Origin of the sequence: Mycolicibacterium novocastrense, assembly GCF_001499835.1 — a bacterium.
Taxonomy (GTDB): Bacteria; Actinomycetota; Actinomycetes; order Mycobacteriales; family Mycobacteriaceae; genus Mycobacterium; species Mycobacterium novocastrense.
In genome coordinates, this window is record NZ_LQIH01000006.1 from 25,140 (window position 1) to 46,535 (window position 21,396).

The 21,396-nt window shown below is 67.5% G+C and carries 20 protein-coding genes; 10 read left to right on the forward strand and 10 right to left on the reverse strand.

Annotated features, from left to right (window positions below):
• The first annotated feature begins 36 nt into the window (after positions 1-36).
• The 4 genes from AU072_RS06395 to eccD all read left to right on the forward strand — a co-directional run bounded on the left by AU072_RS06395 (position 37) and on the right by eccD (position 3,667).
• Positions 37-336 (forward strand): WXG100 family type VII secretion target, encoded by a 300-nt coding sequence (locus AU072_RS06395; protein WP_064412997.1) that lies wholly within the window; start codon positions 37-39, stop codon positions 334-336.
• Positions 337-363: 27 nt separating this feature from the next.
• On the forward strand, positions 364-663 hold the full coding sequence (locus AU072_RS06400) for a WXG100 family type VII secretion target (RefSeq protein WP_064412998.1): 300 nt from the start codon (positions 364-366) through the stop codon (positions 661-663).
• Positions 664-746: 83 nt separating this feature from the next.
• Positions 747-2,144 carry a MinD/ParA family ATP-binding protein gene (locus AU072_RS06405; protein WP_064412999.1) on the forward strand — a complete coding sequence of 466 codons (1,398 nt, stop codon included), beginning with the start codon at positions 747-749 and terminating at the stop codon, positions 2,142-2,144.
• Positions 2,141-3,667, forward strand: coding sequence for a type VII secretion integral membrane protein EccD (gene eccD, locus AU072_RS06410; protein ID WP_064413000.1), 1,527 nt, complete (start codon positions 2,141-2,143; stop codon positions 3,665-3,667). The genes AU072_RS06405 and eccD overlap by 4 nt, the downstream gene beginning before the upstream one ends.
• 10 nt (positions 3,668-3,677) lie before the next feature.
• On the opposite strand, the gene AU072_RS06415 is transcribed toward eccD, so the two are convergent.
• The 4 genes from AU072_RS06415 to AU072_RS06430 all read right to left on the reverse strand — a co-directional run bounded on the left by AU072_RS06415 (position 3,678) and on the right by AU072_RS06430 (position 8,725).
• On the reverse strand, positions 3,678-5,702 hold the full coding sequence (locus tag AU072_RS06415; protein WP_064413001.1) for a serine/threonine-protein kinase: 2,025 nt from the start codon (positions 5,700-5,702) through the stop codon (positions 3,678-3,680).
• A 71-nt stretch (positions 5,703-5,773) separates the two neighbouring features.
• Positions 5,774-6,979, reverse strand: a complete 1,206-nt coding sequence (locus AU072_RS06420; RefSeq protein WP_064413002.1) for a DUF7373 family lipoprotein — start codon at positions 6,977-6,979, stop codon at positions 5,774-5,776.
• Positions 6,980-7,144: 165 nt separating this feature from the next.
• Positions 7,145-7,879, reverse strand: coding sequence for a sensor domain-containing protein (locus tag AU072_RS06425; RefSeq protein WP_064413003.1), 735 nt, complete (start codon positions 7,877-7,879; stop codon positions 7,145-7,147).
• 30 nt (positions 7,880-7,909) lie between these two features.
• Positions 7,910-8,725: a sensor domain-containing protein gene (locus AU072_RS06430; protein WP_064413004.1), complete on the reverse strand. Its 816-nt coding sequence runs from the start codon at positions 8,723-8,725 to the stop codon at positions 7,910-7,912.
• A gap of 647 nt (positions 8,726-9,372) precedes the next feature.
• Here AU072_RS06430 and AU072_RS06435 point away from each other — a divergent pair.
• Together AU072_RS06435 and AU072_RS06440 are read left to right on the forward strand one after the other, a co-directional pair.
• Positions 9,373-10,548, forward strand: a complete 1,176-nt coding sequence (locus AU072_RS06435) for an FHA domain-containing protein (protein WP_082681024.1) — start codon at positions 9,373-9,375, stop codon at positions 10,546-10,548.
• A gap of 90 nt (positions 10,549-10,638) precedes the next feature.
• Positions 10,639-12,117, forward strand: coding sequence for a neutral zinc metallopeptidase (locus tag AU072_RS06440; protein WP_064413006.1), 1,479 nt, complete (start codon positions 10,639-10,641; stop codon positions 12,115-12,117).
• 12 nt (positions 12,118-12,129) lie between these two features.
• Here the strand turns inward: AU072_RS06440 and AU072_RS06445 are convergent, their stop codons facing one another.
• The 3 genes from AU072_RS06445 to AU072_RS06455 form a co-directional block, all read right to left on the reverse strand.
• Positions 12,130-12,942, reverse strand: a complete 813-nt coding sequence (locus tag AU072_RS06445) for a DUF427 domain-containing protein (RefSeq protein WP_064413007.1) — start codon at positions 12,940-12,942, stop codon at positions 12,130-12,132.
• Positions 12,943-12,959: 17 nt separating this feature from the next.
• Positions 12,960-14,342, reverse strand: a complete 1,383-nt coding sequence (locus AU072_RS06450) for an acyl-CoA dehydrogenase family protein (protein WP_064413008.1) — start codon at positions 14,340-14,342, stop codon at positions 12,960-12,962.
• 104 nt (positions 14,343-14,446) lie between these two features.
• On the reverse strand, positions 14,447-14,746 hold the full coding sequence (locus AU072_RS06455; RefSeq protein WP_064413009.1) for a hypothetical protein: 300 nt from the start codon (positions 14,744-14,746) through the stop codon (positions 14,447-14,449).
• A 271-nt stretch (positions 14,747-15,017) separates the two neighbouring features.
• Between AU072_RS06455 and AU072_RS06460 the strand changes: the two genes are divergently transcribed.
• Positions 15,018-15,326 (forward strand): hypothetical protein, encoded by a 309-nt coding sequence (locus AU072_RS06460; protein WP_064413010.1) that lies wholly within the window; start codon positions 15,018-15,020, stop codon positions 15,324-15,326.
• A gap of 69 nt (positions 15,327-15,395) precedes the next feature.
• Here AU072_RS06460 and AU072_RS06465 read toward each other — a convergent pair whose 3' ends face one another.
• Positions 15,396-15,665: a hypothetical protein gene (locus AU072_RS06465; protein ID WP_064413011.1), complete on the reverse strand. Its 270-nt coding sequence runs from the start codon at positions 15,663-15,665 to the stop codon at positions 15,396-15,398.
• A 95-nt stretch (positions 15,666-15,760) separates the two neighbouring features.
• Here AU072_RS06465 and AU072_RS06470 point away from each other — a divergent pair, with 95 nt between their 5' ends.
• Positions 15,761-16,729, forward strand: coding sequence for a pirin family protein (locus AU072_RS06470; RefSeq protein WP_064413012.1), 969 nt, complete (start codon positions 15,761-15,763; stop codon positions 16,727-16,729).
• Here AU072_RS06470 and AU072_RS06475 read toward each other — a convergent pair.
• Both AU072_RS06475 and AU072_RS06480 read right to left on the reverse strand, forming a co-directional pair.
• Positions 16,710-18,878, reverse strand: coding sequence for an FUSC family protein (locus tag AU072_RS06475; protein WP_064413013.1), 2,169 nt, complete (start codon positions 18,876-18,878; stop codon positions 16,710-16,712). The genes AU072_RS06470 and AU072_RS06475 overlap by 20 nt on opposite strands.
• Positions 18,879-18,892: 14 nt before the next feature.
• Complete coding sequence (locus tag AU072_RS06480; RefSeq protein ID WP_064413014.1) at positions 18,893-19,459, reverse strand: TetR/AcrR family transcriptional regulator; 567 nt, start codon at positions 19,457-19,459, stop codon at positions 18,893-18,895.
• 145 nt (positions 19,460-19,604) lie between these two features.
• On the opposite strand from AU072_RS06480, the gene AU072_RS06485 reads away from it, so the two are divergent.
• On the forward strand, positions 19,605-20,240 hold the full coding sequence (locus AU072_RS06485; protein ID WP_064413115.1) for a TetR/AcrR family transcriptional regulator: 636 nt from the start codon (positions 19,605-19,607) through the stop codon (positions 20,238-20,240).
• 60 nt (positions 20,241-20,300) lie between these two features.
• Positions 20,301-21,236, forward strand: coding sequence for a class I SAM-dependent methyltransferase (locus AU072_RS06490; protein ID WP_064413015.1), 936 nt, complete (start codon positions 20,301-20,303; stop codon positions 21,234-21,236).
• The last annotated feature ends 160 nt before the right edge of the window (positions 21,237-21,396 follow it).

A 21,396-nucleotide genomic window follows, 5' to 3' on the forward strand; every position in this document is an offset into this window, starting at 1 on the left:
TGGTGAGGACAGAGGAAGAGAGAAAGAGTATCCAGCATGGCAATGAATACCGACGTTGCTGTCCTCGCCAAGGAGGCAGCGAACTTCGAACGGATCAGTGGGGAACTGCAGGCCGTGATCCGCTACGTGGAGGCGACGGCCGGCTCCCTGCATGTCCAGATGCAGGGTGACGCCGGTACGGCAGCCCAGCACGCCCTGTTGCGTTTCCAGGAGGCGGCCGATCGTCAGGTCCAGACGCTGACCGACATCTCGGCCAACATCCACACCGCCGGCGTTCAGTATGCCGCGACCGACGACGACGGGGCGTCCACGCTGTCGACGGCAATGCAGTTCTGACCCACTGACACGAACGGAGTACATGACATGACTGAGAAGGTTTACAACTACGCCGCGATCGACGGTTCGTCATCGGAGTTGAGCGCCGCCGTCGCCCAGACCGAAGGTCTGCTCACAGAGGGCAAGGGGTCCCTCACCGCACTGGCGGCCGTCTGGGGCGGCGCCAGCTCCGAGGCCTACCAGGCCGTCCAAATGCGTTGGGACACCGCATCGGCGGAGCTCAACGCCGCACTGAAGAATCTCGCCGCCACCATCCAGGAGGCCGGCGGCACCGGGGGAACCATGTTCCAGGCGGACAGGCTCATCGAGAGCTCGTTCGGAGCTTGACGCTGCACGCGGGTGGGCAAGCTCGTCCTTCGGGGGGTCTTGCCCACCTCGTGCGTTGAATCACTGACTGAAGAGAGGTACCCATGTCGGCAGACTATGACCGGCTTTTCCACTCCGCGGGAGACGCTGTCCAGACAGCCGACGACGACGTAGTGGATCGCGACGACGCCACCGGATCGACGCCCTCGGCACCGGCACCCGCAGCGACACCGCCGCCCATCGGCCAGGCTCCCGTCGAGATGACGGGGCCCACGATGCCCGTCACACAGACCAAAGTGGGTCAGGCGCCGCCGCCGCAGCCGAACGAGATCACCACGCAGATGCCGGCCGCACGGTCGGCAACGCCGCCGCCACAACCGAATTCGATGATGAGGGTGCCGATGAGCGGTGCACCGGCGGGCGCGCGGTTCGAGCAGGCGCGCTCGGCGCCGCCACAGATGCCGCGGCCCGCGACCGCCCCTGCACCCAGCCAGCATTTCGCAGAGCCCCAGCCCGAGACGAGCGGAGCCTTCGTAGCGCCGGCTCAGACATCGGCTGCCACCATCGGCAACCACCGCGCGATCGACGCCCTCTCCCATGTGGGGGTGAAGTCGGCGGTGAAGATGCCGTCGCAGCGGGGCTGGCGGCACCTGCTCTACCTGCTGACGCGCATCAATCTCGGCCTGTCGCCGGATGAGCTCTACGAGATGGAGCTACACAGCCGAATACGGCGGAATGCCAGGGACTCCTACCAAATCGGCGTCTTCGGGCTCAAGGGTGGCGTCGGCAAGACCGCCGTGACCGTCGCCCTCGGTTCGGCGATGAGCAAGGTGCGAGGGGACCGGATCCTGGCCGTCGACGCCGATCCCGACGGCGGCAACCTCGCCGACCGTGCCGGACGCCAGTCCGCGGCCACCGTGGCGGATCTTCTCTCCGACAAGGATCTGGCGCGCTACAACGACATCCGCGCTTACACCAGCATGAACGCGGCGAACCTCGAGGTGCTCTCCAGCGAGGAGTACAGCGGAGCGCGTCGCGAGTTCAACGACGAGGACTGGAAGGGCGTGACGAACATCGTGTCGCGCTATTACAACCTCGTCCTCGCCGACTGCGGCGCGGGGCTGTTTCAGCCCGCTGCCCGCGGTGTCCTGTCGACGGTCTCGGGGTTGGTCATTGTCGCGAGTGCCTCCATCGACGGTGCGCGGCAGGCTGCGATGACCATGGACTGGTTGCGGCAGAACGGATACCAGGATCTGCTGAGCCGGTCGTGCGTGGTGATCAACCACACCGTGCCGGGTAAGCCGAACATCGACGTCGAAGACCTCGTCGCACAGTTCGAGCGCCATGTTCCACCGGGGCGGGTGGTCGTGTTGCCGTACGACAAGCACATCGCGGCGGGAACCGAGATTCAGCTGGACTTGCTGGGCAAGGCATTCCGTCGGCGCACCATCGAGTTGGCCGCCGCCCTGTCCGACGACTTCGACAGGCTCGAACGGCGGTGACCTCCACGGCCGCAGCACCATCCGCGTCGGGCGTCACGCCCGGGCGGCCGTCTACCACACGGGTCACGATCCTGACCGGCCGTCGCATGACCGATCTGGTGCTGCCCGCGGCGGCGCCCATCGAGACCTACATCGACGAGACGGTGGCCGTGTTGGCCGACCTTCTCGAGGACACCCCGAAGGACGTACTCGGCGGCTTCGACTTCAAGGCGCAGGGGGTGTGGGCGTTCGCCAGGCCCGGCGCCCCACCGTTGAAGTTCAACGAGTCCCTGGACGACGCAGGTGTTGTCGACGGGTCGTTGTTGACGTTGGTGTCGGTCAGCCGCACCGAGCGCTATCGGCCGCTCGTCGAGGACGTCATCGACGCGATCGCCGTGCTGGACGAGTCGCCGGAGTTCGACCGGTCCGCGTTGAACCGCTTTGTCGGGGTGGCGATTCCGGTCGTGTCGATCGTCATGACCGTGATGGTGTTGCTGGCGTGGTCGCGGGCCGGACACGACTGGTGGTGGGCGGTCGCGCTCGGTGTGCTGGGGTTGGGTCTGCTCGGCGGCAGTGCGCTGGCGACCAACCGCTACCGCAACGTCGACCTCGCGGAGAGCCTGCTGATTGCGGCGCTACCTACCCTTGCGGGGGCGGTGGCCCTGGCGGTGCCGTTACCGCGCGGCGCCGCCGGACTGGGTGCGCCGCAGATCGCGGGCGCCGCCGCGGTGGTGTTGTTGCTGACGCTGGCCACCCGGGGTGGGCCGCGCCGACGCGCGGAGTTGGCGTCGTTTCTGGCGGTGACGTCGATCGCGGCGACGGGGGCGGCGATCGCGTTCGGCTACGGCTGGCAGCACTGGGTGCCTGCTGGAGCGCTCGCGTTCGGTTTGATCGTGGTCACCAACGCGGCCAAACTGACTGTCGCGGTTGCCCGCATTGCGCTGCCACCGATACCCGCACCGGGTGAGACCGTTTCCAACGACGAACTGCTCGACCCGGTCGCGGCGTCCGGGAGCGAGGAGGAGTCGCCGACCTGGCAGGCCATCATCGCGTCGGTTCCCGATTCCGCTGCGCGCCTGCACGAGCGCAGCCAGTTGGCCAGGCGGCTGCTCATCGGGTTCATCGCGGCGGGAGCGCTGGTGCTGTCGGTCGGCGCGATCACCGTTGTGACACAAGGCCACTTCTTCGTGCACAGTATGATCGTCGCGGGACTGACCGCGGTGATCTGTGGCTTCCGGTCTCGGCTCTATGCCGAAAGATGGTGTGCCTGGGCGTTGTTGACGGCTGTCGTGGCCATTCCGACCGGTGTGATGGTTCGGTTGTGCCTCTGGTATCCGGACAAGTCGTGGCTGGTGCTGGCCGTCTACGCGCTCGCGGGGATCATCGCGCTGATCGTCGTCGGGGCCACCGCGGGCGTGCACCGGATCTCGCCGGTCACCAAACGCATTCTCGAACTGCTCGACGGTGCGGCGATCGCGGCCGTGATCCCGATGCTGCTGTGGATCGCGGGCGTGTACGACCTGCTGCGCAATCTGCGCTTCTAGAAGCGCGAGATCATTGCACTTCGCGGGCCAATGCCGGTGCGAAGTTGGCGTCGAGATACCGGCTTGCGAGGTAACCCCCGGCGCCGGTGAGCGCGGCGATGGTGTCGGCTTCATCCACCACGACCATCTTTCCCTGATAGCCGAGGAAAGGCCTGGGTAAGCCCTCGAACCCGCCTCCGCCGGCCCGGTTGTCGGTGCGGATGACCACGAGTACGTCGGTTTCGATGCGGTAGACACCGGTGGGGTCGGGCATGGGCCGCGTGTCGCCGGTGTCGGTTCCGGCGCGGACGAGCTCCTGGCTGTAGCGCAGTCCGAGCGCCTCGAGGTAGTCGGCGGCTGTGGACGGGGTCAGCATCTGCGACACCCCCGTATCCGCGTTGATCACTGCTGCGACGGATTTGCCGATCCACGATGGGTTCTGATTCTTCAGATCGTCCTGCTGCGAACGGATGTCGTTGATGAGTTCCCTGGCCTTCGCCTCGTAGCCGAGGATCTCACCGATCCAGACCAGCCGGTTCTGCCACGTCCATTGTTCGGCCGCTTGGTCTTTCGGCCTGGTCACCGTTGGCGCAATGGCGGCGAGTTTGTCGTAGGTGGCCTGGTCGATGGGGCCGGTGGCAATGATGGCGTCGGGCGCCGCGTCGGCGACCGCGGCGGTGTTGGTGAATCCGGTCAGCACGGTCGGATCACCGGTCAGTGCCGACTTCTCCCAGCTCGGCAGCGCATTGGTCGAAGAGCCGATCACCACGGGTTGCACACCCAGGGACAGCACGGCATCGCCGTCACCAGGGCTCACCGCTGCCACCCGTTGCGGGCGGGCGGTGAGTTCGGTAGCGCCGTACTGGTGGGTGAATGTCTGTGCCTGGTAGGCCGGTTCGTCCGGCCCGCGATCCCACAGCACCACACCGGTGACACTTGCGGCGACAACGAGCACCGCGACGGCGGCGGCGATGAAAGCCCCTTTTCGGCGGCGACTGAGTCGGCCGCCTCCACGTCCGCGCTGCGCGGGGTGTATCGGTGGTGGGTGCTGTGGTGGCGCCCAACCGCTCGGATAGGTGATCGCATCCGAAGCGCGCGGCGGCCCACCGGGCGTCGGGTACCCCGGCGGTGGGCCGATCGGCTGACCACCGGTGGGGACCGGTGGCCCCCACTCGGCCGGCGGTCGCGTGGGGGCCGGTGTGGTCCTCAATTGAACGGTTGTGTCGTCGAGGGCCGCGGCGGCGGCCGCTGCGAGGTCGCCGGCGTTCTGGAAGCGGTGGTTCGGATCCTTGGCCATCGCTTTGGCGATGACCGCGTCGATCGCCGGCGGCGCGTGGGGTATCCGGTCGGTGACCTTCGGAGGCGGCGCCGACAGGTGGCCGGCCACCGTCGCCCCGACGTCGGCGCCCGGGCGGGCGAACGGGGTTTGACCGGTGAGCATCGTGTACAGGCTGCAGCCCAGGGCGTAAATGTCGGCGCGGTGGTCGGCGCGTTCGCCGGTGAGGGTTTCAGGTGCGGCGTAGGCGATCGAGGCCATCACCATACCGGTCTGCGTCAGCCCCGCCGCCTCATCGCTACGCTTGGCTATTCCGAAGTCTGCCAGGAAGATTCGTTGATCGTTGGCCGCCAGCAGAAAGTTCGCGGGCTTGACGTCACGGTGGAGTAAGCCGCGCTGGTGGGCATAGTCGAGCGCGTCGGCCACCGCTGCGGTGATGCGCAGCGCGCGCGCCGGCGTCATGCGTCCGGCCTTCAGCTCGCGGTGCGCATCGCTGCCATCGACGTACTGCATGGCGATCCACAGGTGTCCATCGGGGGTTTCGCCACGGTTGTAGACCGACACGATGTGGGGATGATCCAGTGTTGCGGCCAACTCGGCTTCGCGAAGGAACCGGTCGCGAAAGCGCTTGTCCAAGGACAGGTCTGACGACAACACCTTGAGAGCGTCCGAGCGTGGCAGGGTGGGGTGGGCGGCGCGATATACCGTGCCCATACCGCCCCTGCCGAGAACCGCCTCGATACGGTAACCGGCCACTACCGAGCCCACGCCGAGCGCCATCTGTATGTTCCCTCGCTATGTTCGGTTCAGCGTATTCTCCGACCGTGGACCGGTCGCTGGAGCCGGCCTGCTCACGGGGCCGTCAGCATGACGTATTGCGCGGCGGTCAGCTGATGAGCATCGGTCGGCTGCGGTGAGGCCGCTTCGATGACATACCGGTCGGCGACGGCGAAGCACGTGACATAGGTGCTGAGCTGCGCCTCGCGCCGTATGCAGCGCGAATCGGGCATGTTCGGGACGGATGCGACCGCCTGGCCTTTCGCGTTTGTCAACTCGGTCGCGAACTGCTCGAGCATGTTGGCAGCCGATTGCTCGTCGCGGACGCGGTACACCGCGGCTCTACCCCTGGACCACACATCCATTCCCGTGTCGGCGAACAACTCCGCCGAAGTCTGCGGGAACGTCTGGAAGTGCGGAGCGGCGTGCGGACCGTAGGTCTGGTTCACACCGGGAGGCGGGTTCTCCTTGATTTCTGGAACCGTGCGCGCCAAGACTCCGCTCGCATCCACCGGGAGATTGGCGAGCTCCGATACTGCGGTAGGTGTGAACGCGTCGATCGCTGCGATCTGCTGATCCAGCGTCTTGGCGACCATGTCGGCGGTCGGGTCCACCCCGTCAGGGGATTCCGCCGACTGAACGAGCACGAACGGCCCGTGCGCCGTGTAGGCGTTGACGTTGGTTTCCATGATGGGTGAACCCAATTGAGGCAGGTCGTACGTGGAGGCGCGAGTCTCGGGGTGCTCACGCACGGAGACGGGTCGGGCTTGGGGCACGTAGTCCATGAGGTCGGGCTGCAATGTGATGTCGCCGAACTCGGCGGCCGCGGCTGCGGCTGCCTGGGGATCGGGGAACCGCAACACGGCGTTGACGAGGCTTGCGCGATCGGGCTCGGTGCGCCGGGCCGAGCTGAAACCCGTGACGAAGTTGTGCTTGGCCGCGGCCGCCGCGACCTTTTCGGGCAGCAGCATCTTGAGCGCCGCAACGTCTTTCACGATGCTGGTCGGCATGACAAAGTGCGAGAGTTCGGGGTTGACCTCCCACGGCCCGACGACGTGTTCGGCCATCCGCCCGGCCTCGATCAGCCCGCCCTTTGCCGGACTGCCTGCGACACCCATGGGAGGGACGGGTTGCGTGGCGTAATTGCCGGTGTCGAGCAGAGCCACGTCGACCGAGGGCCGCGATGATTCCCCCGGTGGCCGCTGCGCCGTTCCGTCCACCACGGAGGTGCACGCTGTGGCGGTCAGCAGCGCAGTCACCAGGCTCGCGCCGAAGCCCACGCGTGGCCACCCATGCGTCAGTGGCGCGCTGAAGGTGACACTGGATGGGCCCGCTGTCGGTCGGTGCGGGAAGAACCTCATAAGCCGTACATTAGCGGCACATGTGCCGTACGACGCGCTCGATCGCCTCACTGCGACCTACCGCTGCGGTATGCGGTAACGAGGCTACGACGGCACTTTGGCCAGTATGCGATCGGTGAGCGTGTTGGCCGGGGCCGTGCTGTCACCGTCGGTGCAGACGACGACATCGACAAGCACGTTGGCCCGGTGTGCGACCACGTGGTGACAGTTGCGTGGCAGCCCGTCGCGCTGGAAGGTCGTGCCGATGCGGTCGGGCCCGGTGGTGACCGGATAGGGCACCCAACGCTGGACGTTGTCGGGGCCGAGCTCGATGAAGAAGATGTCGCCGTCGGGGCAGTTGCGCCATTCGTGTTCGATGATCCACATCGCCTCACCTTGACCCGTGATGTCGGCGGGGTTTTCGAAGACGGCAACCATCTGTGTGACGGCCTGCCCCTGCGTACCGCGATTGGCATTGCCCACCACGGTCGGCTTCTTCGCCCAGACCCCGGTCTCGCCGGCCAACGCGCGCGATCGGCACGGCCACGGCTCGATGTCCACGTTCGACCGCTGCGCCTCGGTGTAGGCCTGCGTTTCGACGAGATCGGTGTCGCCGATGATGGCGCCGAGTTCGCTGCGTTTGAGCAGCAAGTCGCCTCCCGCTGCCGCCGGCACCAGCGTCGGTGTCGGCGTGGCGGTAGTCGTCGACGGGGTCGCCGGCGCCGATTGCGTTGTCGGCACGGGGCTTTCGGCCCGGCCGGCATCCCCGTCGACGGTAGCCGAGCACCCGGCCAACACCACAACCGCGCACACGGCCACACCGGCGTGGATGGATCCCATTGCTGCGTTCCCTTCAGATCATCGGTCGGGCTATGGCGCCGGGGCGATCTTGTCTGCGATCGCTCTTGCGATCGAGAGCCCCGCGCTGCCGACGGTCGGCGAGCACGCACGGACATCGACGACCACGTTGCCCCGCACGGTCATATCGCGCTCACACTGCTGACCGGCGGTCTTCGAGGTCGTGGGAATGATCATCACCGACAGGATGTCGCCGGTGAACGCCGGGACGCCGATGTCGGCCTCGGTGACACCGCCGTACTCGTATCTGATGTGTTCGGATTTGCAGACATTCCACGCAACACCTTGTGCGATGTAGAACTCCTTGGCCGAGGTCGTATCGGGGAACGAGACGACGGCCTGCACCACCTTGTGCGTCGGGTCGGCGTTTATCCCCTGCACGGCCACGCCGGTGAAACCCGATCCGCGGTAGGTGACCTCGTAGGCGGGACCCCATGCGCCGGTGCAGCGTTCAGGCGTGGCCGCGCCGGGCAGCAGTCGGTGTACGACCGGCCCGGCTGCCATGCCGGGGGCGTTCATCCGCTGGCTGACCTGCTCGGGGGGCAGCAGCAGTCCGGGCAGCGCTTCCACGGCGAGGACCGGCCCGGGTGGCGGTGGTGGCGGGGCAGCCGGGGGCTGCGACGGCGCGGCGGTCGGGGTGGCAGGCACGGTGGTGGTGGGACCAGCGGGCACCTGCGCCGGACTGGTCGGGGGCCCGTCGTCGGAGGAGCTGTCGTTCCCGCCGCTGACCGCGACGAGCACGATGACCAGAACGACGACGAGGGCTGCGGCACCGCCGATGACCCACCAGCGATGCTTCGAAACCCGTTCCGCCAGTGTGGGTTTCACTACGGGATTGATGGCCGGCGGGCGCTGAAATGCGGTGGGTCCGGGCGCCGGCTGCTGGTAGGGCGCAGCGTACCCGCCCGGTCCGGGCTGGTGGGGTGGCGTCGCCCAAGGCGTAGGCCCGGCCGGGCCCGACGAAACCGGCGGAGGACCGCTCGGAGGAGCGGACGACGGGGGTCGCTGCTGCTGTGAGCGGAGGAATTGCGCTGCGTCCAAGGTGGTTTCCTCGTGGAAGCCGCGTGGCCTCGCCGGGGTGGGCCGGGTGGCCTCCTCCTCCGGCGGCGTCTGTGCCGGCGGGTTCTGACCGATCGGCCAGTCCGTCGTCTCCTCACCGCGAGGCCCGCTGTCCGGGTCGTTCGCGTTCATATCCGCCCCTCACCATTCGGTGTTCTGCGCCCACTACGTCGGTCGGTCCACACGGGCTGGGCCAACCCAAAAATCATCGCATGAACCATCGCACCGCCAGTGCACAAATTTCTCCGGCTCGCGTGCCCACTGCGAAGATTGGCGGCTTCAGCAGCGTGAACAGCGGGATACGATGGGCACACATCGTTGCTGGATTCGCGGCGAAACCATAGCGTCGAGGCGTCAAACGATCGCATTGGCGTCCCTTCGCTGACCACCCCCAACGGGCTGTGCGAGGAGGCTTCATGGATGAGGGAAGGCCAACGGTCCTCGGCGCGACAACCGGGGATCTACCCTCCCTGGTGATCACGGTCGCCGGCAGCGACTACACCGCACACCCCGGTGATGGAGTGGTCACGATCGGGCGCGAATTACCCGCGCAGATCCGCGTCAGCGAGCCGGGGATCTCCCGCACGCATGTCCGGATCGAACCCGCAGGCGACCACTGGAACCTCGTCGACTGCGGTAGCAGAAACGGCACCTATGTCGGAGGACAGCGTGTCGATTCCGTCGTCCTCGACCGCGAGGTCAGCGCATATCTGGGCAACCCCGAAGGCATCTTGGTTCGGGTGAGCCCTCGGCCGCGCACGCCAGCCGCCGGGACCGAGACGTTCGAGGGCCCGCCCACCGACGAGCAGGAACGCGACGACGCGGACGCCACCGAGCACTCCACTGACGACCCAGCCGGCGATCCCGGCGATCCCGGCGATCAACCCGATCCCGACATCGCGCGCGCAGGGGCCGCCGTGGCAGCGCGGCGTGAGGAACTGGGGCTGTCCCAGCGCAAACTCACCGACGACCACGTCATCAGCCAAAGCGTGCTGGTCAAATTCGAGCGCGGCAGGCATTGGCCACGCGAACGCACTCGCGCCAAGATCGAGGAGTACTTGCATTGGGCGCCGGGAACACTCGCGCGGATCAGGGCGGGGGAGCCGGTTCCCGAGGAAGACACCACCGAGGCGATCACGCCGACCGTTCAGGTGGCGATCGCCATCGACGCGGCCGACATCGCGCTGCGCGGAATCTATGCGCGCGCCGCGCTGCTGCCCATGGGCGACGACCCGCGTTTCGCCGGTGAAGCGGCCGCGCTGCTGGCCGAACTGCGCCGCCTGGAGACATCGCTGACCAACGCCGCGCGGACCGCCACCGGCCGGCCCGAGCTGGCGATCACGCTGGGTGAGGTTCGGCAGGCGTACACCGATCTCGTGCGGCGCGCCGCGGCCGCCCCGACGGCGACACTCGGCCAGCGGCTCTACATGGCCCGCCACCATCGCCAGCTGACGGTGCAGGAAGCCGCCAATGCCGCCGGCGTATCGGCATCCGACGTCACCAATGCAGAGTCCGAAATCACGGTGCCTGATCCGGTCGCGGCGACCCTGCAGCGGTTCGTCGACATGCTCGAGCGGCCCGCAGAGCGGTGACGGGGCGCCGACCGCGCAAATTGGTGTCGGGAGGCCCCTTCCAGCGCCGTTAGCATCAGATCGACAAGGCTGCAGGCCGAAAGGGAGGCCATGAGGGTTACCGGTGAAGCGCGGCGCGGTCGCCGTGGGTGGTTGCCGGCTGCGGTATTGGCCGCGGTCAGCGCCGTGGTGCTCTCCGGCTGCTCGGAGGTGAAGGGGCAGGCGGTGTCCAGCCTGTACAACCCCAACACCGTGGGCGGACTGACCGTCGCCGACGGCCCGAGCGGCCTGCGACCCGACGCGGGTGAGCCCACCGGTGAGGTCCGCTACAGCGATGACGGACCCGTGGACCGGATGGCGCTGTTGGCGGTCAACGATCTCGTCGAGTACTGGGAGAAGCACTACAGCGAGGCGCTGGACGGGACGTTCGAACCGGTCGAGAACCTCGCCTCTTACGACTCCGAGGACCCGTTCGGCCCGGTGTTGTGCGGTCAGATCCTCTACGAGTCACCCAACGCGTTCTTCTGCCCCCGCAGCGACCTGATCGCTTGGGACCGAGGCGTTTTGGTGCCCACCGGACAGAAGTTCTTCGGCGACATGTCGGTTGCGGCGCTGATCGCGCACGAGTACGGCCACGCAGTGCAGAACATGGCAGGCCTGGTCGACCGCACCGTCCCCACCATTGTTCGCGAACAGCAAGCCGACTGCTTCGCCGGCAGCTACACCCGCTGGGTCGCCGAGGGATCGTCGCCACGCTTCGAGATGAACACGGGCGACGGGCTGAACAGGGTGCTCGCCGGCGTCATCACCATCCGCGACCCGATCCTGACCCCCGAGGACGTCGAGATGATCGAAGGCGGACACGGCACCGCGCTGGATCGTGTCAGCGCATTCCAAACGGGGTTCGTCGATGGCCTCTCAGCCTGCGCGGCAATCGATTTGGACTCGATCGAACAAAGTAGAGCCGGCCTGCCGATCGTTCTCGATGTCGATGACAGCGGCGCGCTGCAGACCGGTGAGGCTCCGCTCGACGAGGAGCTGATCAAGACGGTGATCGAGGCCCTCAACCTGCAGTTCACCCCCGCGCAGCCGCCCACGTTGTCGATGCAGCCGGCGCAGTCGTGTGCAGATGCCAAGGTGACCGAGCCGGTGTCGTATTGCCCTGCGACCAACACCATTTCGGTGTATCTGCCGAAGTTGCAGGCATTGGGCACTCAAGCAGATACCGCGGAGGGCGTGCTCGTCCAGGGTGACAACACCGCGATCTCGGTGCTCACCTCTCGCTATGCGCTCGCGTTGCAACACCAGCGACAGGCCGACCTTGACTCGGCTGCGTCCGCCTTGAGGACCGCCTGCCTGACCGGGGTGGCGCAGCACGGGATGATCTCCGAGGTCGAGCTGCCGTCGGGCGCCACCATCATGTTGACCGCGGGCGACCTCGACGAGGCGGTCGCCGGGCTGTTGAACAACGGATTGGCGGCAAGCGATGTCAACGGCAACACCGTCATGGCCGGCTTCACCCGCATCATGGCCTTCCGGTCGGGTCTGACGAAGCCAGACGCCGACGCCTGTTACACCCGCTTCCCGTGAATCGCTCGGCGCTCAACTCCACTGGGTTGCAGGGCGTTCCCGGCGCACACCATCGACGGTGACGTCGACGCGCTCGTCGAAAAAGCAGATGCGGTCGCGGACGCGTTCGCCGTCGGGCAGCGGATCGCGGTACGTCCACGCGACGTCGGGCGGCCCGTCGGGAACCGAGAAGTACGACGCCCGGCCCTTGTACGCGCAGTAGGAGATGGTGTCGCTGTCGACGAGGTCGGCGACGACGTCCTCGCGCGGCAGGTAGTACCGCACCGGCAGATGCGTCTCGAACAGCAGCAGCGGGCGCTTGGACTCCGCGAGCAGCTGGCCGTGCGATTCGATGCGGACGTGGCGGCTGCTCGTCAGGATGTCGATGCGGTGGTACGGGTCGTGCGGATGGCTGACGATCGGCTCGTCCTCCTCGTGCCACTCGAACGCGCCGAAGTCCAGCACCGCATAGCCGGCGAGGTCGGGATCCTCGGGTCGGAAGGCCGCTGCGGGTGCCGTGTCCTCGCCGGCGATGACGTCGAACTCGGCGCCGGGACACGAATGGGTGCCGAACGGCACCGTCGGATCGAGCACCGCGCGGTCGACGCCGGGACGATCCGCGTCGTCGTCGCCGGACTCGGCGCCCGCAGGCACCAGCTGCCCGGTGAGCGCGGAAAGCGGGACCGCGTATGTCGGCAGGATGCGCTTCGGCTCCCACACGAGGACGGCGCGGCAGGTGTCGGCGACGGGTTCACCGGCGAGGGCCACGCGGATGCGCTTGGCGGTCGGTTCGTATCGAAGGGCGTCGAGGCTTCCGCGCAACAGGTCGGCCATCCGCACAGCCATCGGGCACCTCGTATCGGTTACTTGCGCGGCGGGCGCAACACGTTCATCGCCAACCGCATTATCGGCGCGGGCACCCGATCCTTGGCCGAAAGCGCGGCATCGGCGGCCCGACCCCGCAGCGGAGTTCCGCGGCCGAACATCTTGTTGATCGGCCCGCCGGTGGGTTCGAGGTCGAAGTGCAGCGGTGGCTTCCCGTCGGCGGCGCCGAGCGCATTGGCGATGACGACCCGCTGAATCTCGCTGGTGCCCTCGAAAATGGTGTACAGCTTGGCATCCCGATACCACTTCTCGACGGGATGATCCTTGATGTAACCCCAGCCACCCATCGTCTGGATGGCACGTTCGGTGGCGCGGACCGCCACCTCGCTGGCGGCAAGCTTGGACATCGAGCCCTCGCCGCGTTCGAACGGGACACCGCTGGCGGCCATCCATGACGCCCGCCAGGTGAGCAGGCGGGCACCGTCGAGCGTGGTCGCGAGTTCGGCGAGCGGGAACGCGATGCCTTGGTTGTCGATGATGGGGGCGCCGAACGCCTCCCGTCGGTTGGCGTACTCCGTCGCGTATTCCAGTGCGGCCCGGGCGATTCCGAGGGCCTGGGCGGCGACCATGGGCCGCGTCTGCTCGAAGGTGCCGAGCGTCGCCGAGCCGGAGTGCTTGGCACCTTCGACGGCTTCGCGGGCTTTGCCCAGCTTGTAGTCGAGTTTCTCCTGACCGCCGAGCAGGTTCTCGCCGGGGATGCGCACGCTGTTGAACTTCAACTCCGCGGTGTGTGAGGCACGGCAGCCGAGCTTGTCGAGCTTGCGCACCATTTCCAGTCCCGGGGTGCCGCCGGGGACGATGAACAGCGCCTGACCCTTGTGTCCGAGTTCCTGGTCGACGACGGCGTTGACGACGTGGACGTTGGCGATGCCGCCGTTGCCGATCCACATCTTGTGGCCGTCGATGATCCAGTCGTCGCCGTCGCGGCGGGCCGTGGTGCGCAGGTTGCGGACGTCGCTGCCGCCCTCGGGCTCCGAGATCGCCAGCGCCGCCAGCTTGAGATCACCTGGCGTGCCGAAGCATTCGGGCGCCCACTGCAGCATCTGTTCGGGCGAGGCGGCCTGGCCGATCGCCGACAGCGCGAGGGCGGGCATCACGACGGCCAGGCCGATGCCCGCGCACCCCCAGAACAGCTCCTCCATGAACATCGGCAGGGAGAGGCCGGTCGGGTCGCCGATGAGGTCGCGATAGAACAGAGGACTGTAGAAGCCGCGGGCGGCGGCTTCCTCGAGAACGGGCCAGGGGAACTCCTGGCGCTGGTCGTAGTCGAGCGCTACGGGACGGACGCACTGCTCGGCGAATTCGTGGGTCCGTCGCGCCAGGTCGTGCTGCGCCTCGGTGGGCGTGAGGTCGAAAGCCACGAAAGTGAGTTAGCCGCGCTTCGGCAATCCGAAACACTTGTTCGCTGAAATGGACGGCCCCCGGATGCCAGGGGGTGCATCCGGGGGCCCGTCTCGCGGGGTGGCTACTTGACGTCCAGGTAGATCGTCTTGTTGATCACCCGGGTGTTGCGGTCACCGCCGACGCCCAGGCTGTCGGTCTGGGTGTAGGTCTGACCGGGGCGCACCGCCACCACCGACGCCTTGTCCAGCGGGGCGTTGCCGATGCGGTTCACGATCACGTGGTAGCCCTGCGATTCCAGCTCGCTGATGGTCTGCTGCGCGTTTCCGGGTCCGGACGGTGCGGCCGCGACGGGCGAGGCCAGTCCGATCAGGGCGGCGGCAAAGGCGCTAGCGGCGACGGTAGCGATACCAAACTTCTTCATTTCGGAGCCTTCTTCGGTTGTTCGTTTCGTATCCGAGCCGTGGCATGTGTCGCGGTTCGTAGCTGCAGCTGATCTTGGAAACCGCGTGGTCAAAGGTTTTAATTCCGATGGCAGAAATTGATTGCCGGATGGCAGGAATCGTGCCGAGGGTCCGCCGATCGCCCAGGTTCGGGTGTCCGAATTGGCCCGCCGCGGACGCGTGTGAGCGGTGGTGTCGGCGGTCGCGGACAACCCGCATTCAGCGGCGGCGCTTCGAACGTATGATCGAACAATGGGTGAGCTGAAGGGCATCGGGTACAACGGGCAACCCGTTCAGCAAGCCTTCCGGCGGGTCGATCCGCCGATCGCCGTGCTCGTCGACCTGGCCGCGGTCTTTCCCCGCGAGCCGCACGCCGTCGGCGGCTACAACCCGGCCGGTCTGCAGATGCATGCGGTGGTCGAAGGGCGACTGACGTGCTGGGGGTTGTGCGAGCAGGGCTGCTGGTGGGGGTGGGTCACCTACGAGATCGCCTACGGCGCGCGCCGCAAACCCGTCACGCACTGGATCCCCGCATGGACGCTCAAGCCCAAGGCGGAGTAGCGGCGGCGTCGATGGGCAACGCGTCGAGGGCCTTCGCGCCCTCCCACGATCGGTAGACCCAGCTCATCGCTACGACGCGGCCTGACCGAGCCGGCGCTGCGCCTCTCCGGGGGAGATTCGCAAACGCCGAGCCACGTCCCGAGGCGTCGCGCCCCGATCGAGGAGCAGCCGGCCGAACAGCCGTTGTTCGAGTGCCGCCGCTTGGTTGTCGAGCTTGTCGAGCTGGTCGATCAGCGCGTACAGCTCGGTACGTGTCAGACCGTCGAGCCGGAGGGCCGCGAGCTCTCGGTACAGCGACTCCAGCGCGGTGAGCACTTCGGAGATTGGATTCGAACGCATGTACGAAAGGCTAGCGCGAGGGTACGACAAGCCGCCCTGGCACAGGTCGATGCGCCGCCGGGAATGAATCGGACCTCAGTCCGGTTAACCGGAGTATGCCTGCGATTACCGCCGATACGCTCACGCTTCCCCGCATCGCCGTGGCCGGACCGTCCGACACCGACCGGCCCGTTCGGTCGATCACCACGGGCCCGCGCGGCTTCGAAGGCGAGGGTTTCCCCGTCGTCCGCGCCTTCGCCGGAGTCTCGGCCGCCGAGCTCGATCCGTTCGTTCACATGGACCAGATGGGTGAAGTGGAGTACGAACCGGGAGAACCGCGAGGCACCGACTGGCATCCGCACCGCGGGTTCGAAACCGTCACCTACATGATCGACGGCCGATTCGCGCACCAGGACTCCCACGGCGGCGGCGGGCTGATCACCGACGGCGCCACCCAGTGGATGACCGCCGGCTCGGGAATCCTGCACATCGAGACGCCACCCGCCGAGCTCGTCGAGAGCGGCGGCATGTTCCACGGCATCCAGCTGTGGGTCAACCTGCCCCGCAAGGACAAGTTCGCGACGCCGAGATACCAGGCGATCGAAGGCGGCCAGGTCACGCTGTTGTCGTCCGACGACGGCGGCGCGCTGGTGAGGGTCGTTGCCGGTGACATCGGCGGCCACGTCGGCCCCGGGGCGACGCATACTCCGATCACGTTGGCGCACAGCTCGATTCAGCCCGGAGCCCGGCTTGACCTGCCGTGGAGGCGCGACTTCAACGCGCTGGTCTACGTGTTGTCCGGACGCGGAACGGTCGGCCCCGTGGCACACCCGATCCAGCAGGGGCAGCTGGCGGTGCTCGGCCCCGGTGACCGGATCCGCGTCCAAGCAGACCGGAGCCAGGACGCTCACCGTCCCGCCCTTGAAGTGCTGATCCTCGGCGGTCTTCCGATTCGCGAACCCGTGTTCCAGTACGGACCTTTCGTGATGAACAGCAAGTCCGAGCTGATCGAGGCGCTCGAGGATTACCAGGCCGGCAAGTTCGGCCAGATCCCTCCGAACGCCCTCATGCCTCACCGCCCTTAGCCGAGGGTGCGGGGGCGGGCTTGGGATAGAGCAGGTTCAACGCCCCGAGATGGGCGGCGACGGCCACCAACGGCATTGCCGCGGATACCGCGAGATCGTCGTCGGTGGCCTCGGCCCGCAGGGACGTCACGAAGTCGTCGCTGAGCGGCGGAGGGGAATGGACCGTACCGCCGGTGACCCTCGCGCAGATCGCCTCGGCGTGGGTTTCGAGCACCTGCCTGGTCTGCGGATAAATCCCGTGCGGCGGGGGAACGACGTCGGCGATCAGTTCGGCGGCGGCGCGGAGCCTGACGGCCCGGTTTGCCGATCGCACCGCGGGCCCGCGGATATCGGTCGGGCCGCTGCTCTCTGAAAGAAACTGTCGCACTGCGTCATCCACGGTCCGCGTCGCCCGTAGTGCCTGCTGGCTCAGCGCGAGCACCCGATCGGTGGCCTCCTCCGACGCCCCGCGGGTCACCCTCAGCACCGCCGCCTTGAGGAACGTCGCGCCGACGGCGAACGCGTCGTCGATGGCCCGCCCCAGCCGGTTACCCACACCCCGCGGCCACAACAGGACCGACACGACCACCCCCACGAGTGCACCGACCACGACGTCCTCGACGCGTATGAGGCCGACGCTCCAACCCGTCGGCGCAATCAGGTTGAAGATGATCAGCACCATCATCGTGAAGGCGGCCTGCCCGGCGATGAAGGACGCGACCTCCGGAACGAAGGCCGATCCGAAAGCCACCAACGGCAACAGCATCCACATGACGACCGGATCGACGCCGACGAGCTCGATGAGCCCGACACCCAACAGAAATCCGAGCGCGGTACCCGCGACGGCCCGTAGCATCCGCGTCCCGGTGGTCAGCGCGCTGCTGCGCAGTACCGACATCGCTCCGAGCACGACCCAGAATCCGTGCTCGAGGGGGAACAGGTGGGTGACGGCGACCGCCAGCGCCAACCCGAGGCCCGTGCGGATGCTGTTGCGCAACACCACCGCCCGGGTGGCCAGGAACCCACGGGTGATCGCAGCGACGGCGGTGGTCTCGGGCATCACCCAGTCCGCGGTCCCGGTCTTGGGAAGGCCCCGGCCCAGCACCCGGGCCCACACGGGGCGGGCGTCGGCGGCCGCGGCATTGCGGATGATGCGGCCGGTGACCCCGACCGTCGCCGAGAACGTGCGTCGCCCAAGGAGGTTGCGGCCCACGGCGATCGCGTCCGCGTCGTCGGAGGATGCGAGGATCTCGAGGATGTCCTCCCGGTAGCGGCCCTGGGCGATCTCGCGGAGTTCGGTGAGCGCCGCGTCCAGGTCGGCGGTGCGGGCGGCGCGGGTCGAGACGTCGGAGATCTGCAGTACGGCAGCCGAATCCCGCAGCACCCGAATCAGCGGGTATTTCATCTCGCCGAGGAGTCGTCCCGTCCCGTCGGTGATCCGGTCCGACAGCCAACCGAGGTCGTCGACCACCCGGACCAGGGCGCGGCTGCCCGCGGTGAGCGCGACGGGTCGGTAGTCGGCACCCAGGAACGTCTCCCACAGATGGTTCATCGCCCGGGTCACGTTCTTGGCCGGAGTGGTGCCCTGCAGACAGTCGGCCAGCCGGTCGCACACGCGCGCGGCGCCGCTGCGCAGCTCGTCGTGATGGCGCGGCGGCAGCAGGAACAGGGCGGCGGGCACACAGAACACGAGCGCGATGAACCAGCCGAGCAGCCGATCGGGGATGGGCCCGGCGGGAGTACACGCGGGCAGCACGAACGTCATCAGCGTGGCGCGCTGCCCGGCGGCGATGATCTCGCTGAGCACCCCCGAGAACGTGACCACCACCCCGAGGACGAACATCGCCGCGACGCTGAGCCACGGATGCGGTGCCACCAGGGTGCCGAGCGTGATCAGGACGGCGCCGTTGACGGCCAGCCCGAGGTAGGCCAGCGCGCGCGCCGGCCGGTTTCCCGGGAAGTCGACCAGGATCAGCAGCGCGACCGAACCGAAGATCGTGATCATCGGCGTCTGGGTCCCACCGCCGACCGCGAAGCTCACCGCGGCCGCGATCGGCAACACGATGGCTGCCCGGATCGCACGGCGCAGCGCGTCGAGTTCGGGATCGCGCCGTCGCAGGCGGTCCTCCGCGTGGCGCCACACCGGGGCGACGACTTCAGTGAGCGACAACCCCGCTGCCCGCGCTAATCGACGTCGGGGACCGACGCGAACCGACCGTCGTCGAGCGCCTCGCGCAATTCCCCGGAGATCCACCGCAACCCCTCGGGGTCGCGCGGCAACGTCGTCTGCTCATAACCGACGAAGACGTAGATCGCGCATTCGGCGAACAGCTGCGCCTGCCTCTTGTGCTGCAGGATTTCGAACGCCGATTCGTACAAGATGTCGAAGCGCTGCTGATCGACCGCGACCTGCACCTCGTGCACATGCGGGTCCAGCCTGCTCCACACCCGGATGGCGGCCTCGGCACTATGAGGGAGATCCAGACCGGTCTGGAACAGGGCCTCGATGCGGCAGCGCGGGTCGGGCTCGTTGCGCACCGCTTCGATCACCCGCACGGTGCGCTCCTGCGTCCAGTGCGCGAGCAGCTCCCTGGTGTAGGCGGGCCAGTTCGGGAAGTAGTGGTAGAACGACCCGGTCGTCACGCCGAGGCGTTGACAGACCTCCGCGAGCTTCAGACCGCCGTATCCCAGATCGGACAGGATCTCGATACCCACGTCGAAGTAACCGTCCCGCGATACGACGCTCCCCATTACCTGGACATTAGTTCTAAGGCGGGCCGATTCTCTACGTCGAATTTCTCGGCGGCGTAAACCGCAATTTGCTGATAAAAGGCAGGTCGGAACCCCGGGGAAGCTGACGACTGAAGGGCCACGTGACGTGTGGCACAATTTGACCGTGCCGCATACGGCGAGTAGAGGTCCGGGTCGTCCTCCCGCAGCGAAGGCTGCCGAGACGCGTGAGCGCATCATAGGAGCCGCGCGCGAGGTTTTCAGCGAACTCGGATACGACGCCGCCACCTTCCAGGCGATCGCGATTCGCGCGGATCTGACCCGCCCCGCGATCAACCACTATTTCGCCAACAAGCAGGTTCTATGGCGCGAAGTCGTGCAGCAGACCAACGCCGCGATAGTCAGCGCGGGGAAAGCGCGCGCACAAGACGAAACCAGTCTGCTCGCCAGATTGTCGGCCTACTTCACCGCAGCGATGCAGGCTGACTCCGAAGATCGTTCGGCCGCAGCATTTTTGGTGACGTCGGTGCTGGAGGCGCAGCGCCATCCGGAGCTCAGCGACGAGGAGCACGATTCGCTCAAGCACTCGCGCGAGTTCGTGGCCTGGGCGGTCAACGACGCGATCGCGCGCGGCGAGCTCACCACCGACACCGAGGTCGACTCGCTGGTCGAGATGCTGGTCGCGGTGATGTGGGGCATGGGGTTCTACGCCGGATTCGTCGGCAGCCACGACGAGCTCAAAGCGGTGGTCCGCCAGTTCGAGCTGCTGATGTCCAACAACCTGTGGCGTCTGCAGACCTGACGGCGTGACCTGCCCCACTGCTCGATAGCCTGCCTAAGTTCTTCGGTACCCTGGCGTCCGATGAGTTCGCTGCGCACTGAAGACGACACCTGGGACATCGCCACCAGCGTGGGCACCACCGCGGTCATGGTGGCATCCGCGCGGGCCGCCGAGACCGACCGAGACGACGCGCTGATCCGTGATCCGTTCGCCAAAGTGCTGGTCGCGGGTGCCGGTGGCGGTGTCTGGGACGTCATGCTCGACCCGCAGACCCGCGTGAAGGTCGCCGAGGCGGATGAAGACGTCGCGGCGATCTTCGAGCACATGGGCAACTACCAGGCGGTGCGGACGCACTTCTTCGACGCGTACTTCACCGATGCGGTCGAGGCGGGTATCCGGCAGGTCGTCATCCTGGCGTCGGGGCTCGACTCCCGCGCGTATCGCCTGCAGTGGCCCGCGGGTACGACGGTGTACGAGATCGACCAGCCCAAGGTGCTCGAGTACAAGGCCGCCCGGTTGGCCGAGCAGGGCGCGTTGCCGACCGCCAAGCGCGTCGCGGTCGCCGTCGACCTGCGCCAGGACTGGCCGGCCGCGCTGCAGCAGGCGGGTCTCGACCCCGACGCCCCGACCGCGTGGCTGGCCGAGGGTCTGCTGATGTACCTGCCCGCCGACGCGCAGGACCGGCTCTTCGAGCAGATCACCGCGCTCAGCGCGCCCGGTAGCCGCGTCTCGGTGGAGACGGTCGGGGTGCAGGCCGAGGAGCGGCGCGAGCAGATGCGGGAACGTTTCGAGCGGGTCCGGGCGCAGCTCGGCATGGAGGAATCCGTCGACGTCGCGGAGCTGATGTACAACGATCCCGACCGTGCGGACGTCTCCGAATGGCTCGACGCGCACGGCTGGCGCTCGACCGCGGTGACCTCGCAACAGGAGATGCGCCGGTTGGATCGCTGGGTGCTTCCCGAGGAATACACGAACGACGACGGGTTCTCCGAGTTCGTCATCGCGCACAAGGTCTGATCTACCGCGCGTCGGGCACCGAAGCTCGCGCGAGCGACCGCGTTTGTACGCTGATTCGCGGCGTGTCGAGGGACGAACACGGTCGCTCGCCCGCTTGCGCGGGGTCCACGTACAAGGAGTGAGAGAGGCCTTCTGGGGGGCCCAACCGGTTGGTTAGGAT